The 5,273-nt window shown below is 73.2% G+C and carries 3 protein-coding genes and 1 pseudogene; all 4 read right to left on the bottom strand.

Translation table 11 applies throughout. The features are described from left to right. Positions 1–101: 101 nt before the first annotated feature. Positions 102–977, bottom strand: a pseudogene (locus ABZS54_RS42120) (hypothetical protein); the annotation flags it as partial. Positions 978–1,178: 201 nt separating this feature from the next. Then, positions 1,179–2,030 carry a hypothetical protein gene (locus ABZS54_RS42115; protein ID WP_355548488.1) on the bottom strand — a complete coding sequence of 284 codons (852 nt, stop codon included), beginning with the start codon at positions 2,028–2,030 and terminating at the stop codon, positions 1,179–1,181. Next, positions 2,027–3,574 (bottom strand): hypothetical protein, encoded by a 1,548-nt coding sequence (locus ABZS54_RS42110; RefSeq protein ID WP_355548485.1) that lies wholly within the window; start codon positions 3,572–3,574, stop codon positions 2,027–2,029. The genes ABZS54_RS42115 and ABZS54_RS42110 overlap by 4 nt, the downstream gene beginning before the upstream one ends. A gap of 92 nt (positions 3,575–3,666) precedes the next feature. Then, positions 3,667–5,079 carry a HEAT repeat domain-containing protein gene (locus ABZS54_RS42105; RefSeq protein WP_355548482.1) on the bottom strand — a complete coding sequence of 471 codons (1,413 nt, stop codon included), beginning with the start codon at positions 5,077–5,079 and terminating at the stop codon, positions 3,667–3,669. Positions 5,080–5,273: the final 194 nt, after the last annotated feature.

The following is a 5,273-nucleotide window of genomic DNA, read 5'->3' as shown; positions in this document are numbered from 1 at the left end:
CGCCGAGCGGGCCCGCCTTCGGCACCCCGACCTGGGGATCGTCACCACCGTCGCCCTCGCACGCACCATCCCCACCCTGGAGGAGGCCACCGACCCCGACCGGCCGCCTCGCCCACCGCGTCGAGCAGTTCGACCGCGCCCTCGACGAAGTCCCGCTCGGCGGTCAGCTCGGCCCGCTGGGCAAGCTTGACCGCGAAGCCGTCGACCAGGTCGGCCAGCCCGTCGGTGTCGGCCGGATCGGAGACCGCACGAAGCAGCAGGTCGACGAAGTCCGCGTCGTTCTTGACCGCGAACAGGCCCGCCGCCTCACCCTCGTCGGCGTTCATCTCACGCTGGTAGCGGAACAGTTCGGGGTCCAGGCCGAGTGCGTTCAGGTGCTCGATCCAGCGGTCGTGGATCTCCTCCCAGATCACGTCCACGTCCGGGTAGACCTTGTGCAGTTCGGTCATCGCGTCGCGGAAGCCGCGCATGGTCCGCCGCCGCCCGCCGACCTGGACCGGCAGGCCCTCCAGGGTGAGTCCGGGCCCGGGCCGGAACGAGTACCAGCTCTCGGCGAACTTGCGCGGGTCGGAGGAGACCTGACGCCCGCGCCACTCGCTGACCTTGCCGACCACGACCGTCTCGCCGGTGAGCACGTGCTGCCATTCCAGCGCGACGTGCCCGCAGTCGTCGGCGAGCAGGAACTTGCGCAGCACGCCGGAGCTGGCGCCGCCGAGCGTATTGCGGTGTCCGGGCAACATCACCGAGAAGATCAGCTTGAGCAGGACCGACTTGCCGCCGCCGTTCTCCAGGAACAGCACGCCCGCGGGCGCGGGTCGGCGCGGCGGCCCGACCGGCTCGCCCTCGAACAGCTGCGCCTGCCTGGGCGCCGGGTCGGGCACGGGCGCACCGACGCCGCGCAGGTCGAGCACGGTGTCGGCGTAACGCGCACCGGCGGGCCCGATGGAAAACAGGCGGACCCGGGACAGCTCGTACATCGGCGGTCAAATCTCTCTGGTCGAAGCACAGGACAAAACCATCACACAACGGACGATCATCCGGCGGACGATCTCCCGGCGAAACAGAAAACACTCGGCGGGTGAAACACCCGACGCCCGGGGCCGCTCGACCGCGCGGGTCGGTCCGATGGCGAGTCCGTCCCGAGCGGGTCCGACTTCCCCGACGGGTCGGGTACCGGGTCAGACCCCGTGGAAGGGCAATCCGGCGCCGGGCGCCAACTCGCCGCCGTCGGTCGCGGCGGCCAGCAGACTCGGGCTGCCGTCGGTGACCGCCACCACGCCCAGGTCCAGCAACTCGGACATGGCCGCCGAACCGGCCGTGTCGCGCACCTGGAGCTGATAGCGGGCGGTGGTGCGGTAGGTGCCGCCCGCGTCGTCGGAAACCCGTTGCAAAAAGCCCGAGTCGACCAGGAACGCGACCGCCTTGGCCACGATCCCGATGGTGGACGCGGCCAACCTGCGGGCGTCCTTGGTCGCGCCGGTGGCGCTGCGCCGGGCGTACACCCGCCAGGCCGCCTCCAGGCCGGGCCCGTCCACCTCGGGGTCGCTGACCTCGCCGCGCTGCTCGGCGCGCTCCTCCAGACGCAGGCAGGCCTGGCGGACGAAGGCGTCCACGCCGTGCACGCTGAGCCGGCCCACATAGGCGTCGTCGGCGAGGTCCTCGGGGCGCGGAAAGGCCATCGCGGCGACCGCGAGGTGGGCCAGGCCGTGCAGGAACCGGTCGGCCGACTCGGTGCCGGCCCGGCGCGCGTAGTCGCCCATCCGGACCGCGAACACCGAGTCCTCGCCGGCGGTCACCGCCATCCCGGCGCGCGGCGACACCTCCAGGACCACCAGCCCCAGTCCCGCCGCGACCGCCGCGGCCAGCGCGGCGAAGCGCGGATCCTCGCGGTGTCTGCGGATCAGGTCGGCGTATTCGGCGTCGCGGGCCGGCAGCAGCTTGGGCTGGAGGCCGTAGGCGACCAGCCGCGCGGCGTCGCCGACGTCGGCCGAGGTGATCGGCGCGGCATCGCCGGCCGTGTCGTGGTTCATGCGGGGGTGGGGCCTTCCGGCTCGGGTCGCGCGCCGGTCAGGACCGCCGTGCCGATGATCAGGTCGGCGCCGCCGACCTCGGGGTCGTCGAGTTCGGTGCCGTCGTCCACGGCCACCAGGAGGGTGCGGTCGCCCTGCCGCAATGCGGTGCCCACCGGCGGCGAGGCCGCGTGGAAGGCGAGCAGAGCGACCAGGTAGCCGAGGTCGGGATCCGCCTCGCGGGCCTCGGCGAGCAGCCCGGAGAGCCGGCGCGGGGTCTGCGGCGGGATGTCCAGGAGCAGCGCCGCCGCATCGTGCTGGCTCTCGGTGTAGCGGCTGTCGTCGGGGGTGAGCGACACGTCCGGCTCGGGCAGTTCGGCGCCGAGGTGGTCACGTGGCGCGGGCGGGGTGAGCAGCATCTCGGTCAGGTCGTGCAGGCGCACCGCGACCGGCGTGCGCAGACCGGTGCCCGCGGTGAAGAACCGGTCGGTCACCCGCCGTGCGTCACCGACCGGCAACTCCAGGAGCGGGCGCAGCAGTTGCCCGTACAGATCGAGCCCGGTGCGGGTGCTCGGCGCGGCGAACGCCTGCCGGTCCTGCTCGGCCCGGAACAGCGGCCCGGCCTCCATCAGCCGGGTCTGCAACTGGGTGTGTCGCCGAATGCAGTCCTGCACGATGTCGACCAGTTCGGCCGCGCCGCGTTTGCGCTCGCTTTCCTCGGCCTCGTCCCGGGCCCGCCGGATGTTGATCAGGATCGCGTTCTCGTGCCGGTAGCGGTCGGCGACGTGCTCGAACGCCTCGTCGATCAGGTCCGGCACGGCCTGCAACCAGTCCACCGCACGTACGTTGCGCCGGGTCGCGTCGAGTGCGCGGCGCAGCGATTCGGCGTACTGCACGGTGCGGTAGCGGGCCTGTTCGGCCGCGAACCTGGCCTCGGCCAGTCGGCCGCGCCGGATCAGGTGTTCGAGCTTGACGTCGGCGGCGATCTGCGCGCTGGTGACATCGGTGTCCAGCGCGCCGACCAGGACGTTGATCGCCTCGTCGGTGGCGCGCAGGAAGATGTGCCCGTCCGGACCCGGGACCTCTTCGAGCAGTTTGAAGTCGTAGTCCCGCCGGATGTAGTCACCCTCTCGGGTCCACATCCCGTACACCGCTCGAAAGCCGCGGTCCACGCTGCCGACGTTGATCAGGTTCTCCAGCACCCAGCGCGCGACCCGTTCGTACTCGCGGGGGTCGCGTCCGGGGGCCTGCGCGGCCACCCGGGGGCGGAGTCGGGCCACGATCTCGTCGTGGTCGGCTCCGGTGTCGAAGTCCATCGTGACCGTGACCAGGTCGATCGCGGCGAGACCGAGCTCGGCCATCGCGTAGACGGTGTACTCGCCCGCCAGGTTGGCCTTGCGCGCCTCCAGGTCGTGCAGCGGCGCGGTACAGGCGAGGGCCTTGAGGCGGCGGGCGAGCCCCTCCTCGGTCACCCCGGAGCGCGGGTGTGCCGCGCCCGGGGGCAGCGCCGGGCCGGCGGTCGGCGGCGCTTCCCCGGGCAGGCCGGCTCGGGCGGGAACGGTCATGGGAGTAGAGCCTAGGACGTTCGGCCGACAGGTTCGGCGCCCGCCCGGCGGTGGGCGGCCGAACGGGGGCGATGCGGTCGGCGGGTGAGCGGCTACATCTCGCTCAGCCTGGCCAGGGCGGCGGTGCGCACGTCGTCGTGCTCGGCCGGGTCGCCCGCGAGCCGGCGCAGCCGCGTCACGGCCTCGGGGCGGCGCGCGTCCACGTGGCGCGCGGCGATCAATCGGGTGTCGGCCTGGCAGTCCCACAGGGCTTCCACGGCCGTTTCGGCAGCGAACGAGGGCTCTATCCGGGCCAGGGTCTGCACCGCGCAGGCGCGCAGACCGGCGGACGCGGCCTCGTGGTAGACGCCTTTGACCAGGTCGAGCGCGTCGACCAGGGCCAGGCGCCCTATCCCGGCGACCAGGTCGCACAGGCGGAAGTGCTCGGCCTGGTCGGTGATCGCGACGCCGGCGCGCATCGACGCGGCCACCCGGGTGCGCAGGGCCGCCAGCAGAATCGGTCCGTCGATGGTTTCCCCGGCACCGGCCAGTATCCGCACGGCGACCTCGCCCAGCAGGTCCTCGCGAGCGGCCCAGCCGCGGGCCCGGGCCACCGCGGCCGGGCTGCGCAGACCGCCGATGGCCTGCGCGGCGGCAAGCCGCACCACGGCCGGCGCCTCCGGCGCGAGCGCCCCCTCGGCCAGGTCCAGGAGTGCGCCGTCGCCCTGTTCGCCGAGGTATCTCAGCGCGGCGGCTCTGGCGGCGTCCGGGCCGGCCCAGGCGGCGGCCAGGATCGCGCCGCGGTGCTCGGGCCCGGCGACCGCGCTCAGCCGTCGTCCGCACGCGAGGGATTGTCGGGGGCCGTCGGCGGCGTCGGCGAGCACCTGGTCGACGGTCTGCGCGGGCGCGGTCGGCCCCGTCTGCGTCTTGACCGAGCGGGTCAGCTCCCAGCGCCACCAGTCCAGGTCGACCTGTTCGACGACCGCGCGCACCCGCTCGTCCTCGGCCGCCCAGACCCGCCATGGGCGCATCCCGGTGGAGCGCTTGACGCAGTCGTAGAGCTCGTCGTCCTCGCCGCGGTCCAGGACCACCTCCAACAGACCGGCCAGGGCCGCGTCGTGGCCGACCGCGGCGAGCCGGTCCAACGCCTCCGGCCAGTCGCGGCCTTGCTCGACGTACTCCCGCAGCAGCGCGGTCGCGTCGGCGCGGCCGAGTCGGGCGAGGGTGCCCAGGACGGCGAGCGGCAGCGCGGTACGGTCCGCGTCCTCGTCCGTCCAGTCGTCGTCGCACAAGAGATATCGGGCGAGGCCGTCGAGGCCGGCGTCGAGGTCCGCGTACAGGCGTGCGTAGTACAGCGACCGCGACTCGGTGGCCGGAACGGCACGGGGATCGCGGACCACACAGCCGTCGAGCGCGTCGAGCACAGCGACGCGGTCGGCGACGAGGGCCCGCCGGGCGCCCTGACCGTGGCCACTGCGAAGCAGGCCAAGGAGGGCGTCATGCGAGGTGATGACCGGATCGAACATGCCGCAAGCATCGGTGGCCGGCAACCCTGGAGCAACAGGATTTAGGACACATGTACCCGTTGCCCGTTGTTTCGGGGAAACCGTGTTGCTCTTTCGTCACCGGAAGCTATGAACTGTACCGTCCGCGTTCGCACGGACGCCGCCCGGGTGTGCCTCGACATCCCCGCCCGGCGGCGGCCCGCGACCGGCGCGCG

It is taken from the genome of Embleya sp. NPDC005575, assembly GCF_040605455.1.
Taxonomy (GTDB): domain Bacteria; phylum Actinomycetota; class Actinomycetes; order Streptomycetales; family Streptomycetaceae; genus Embleya.
This window is presented reverse-complemented; position numbering and strand designations above follow the sequence as displayed.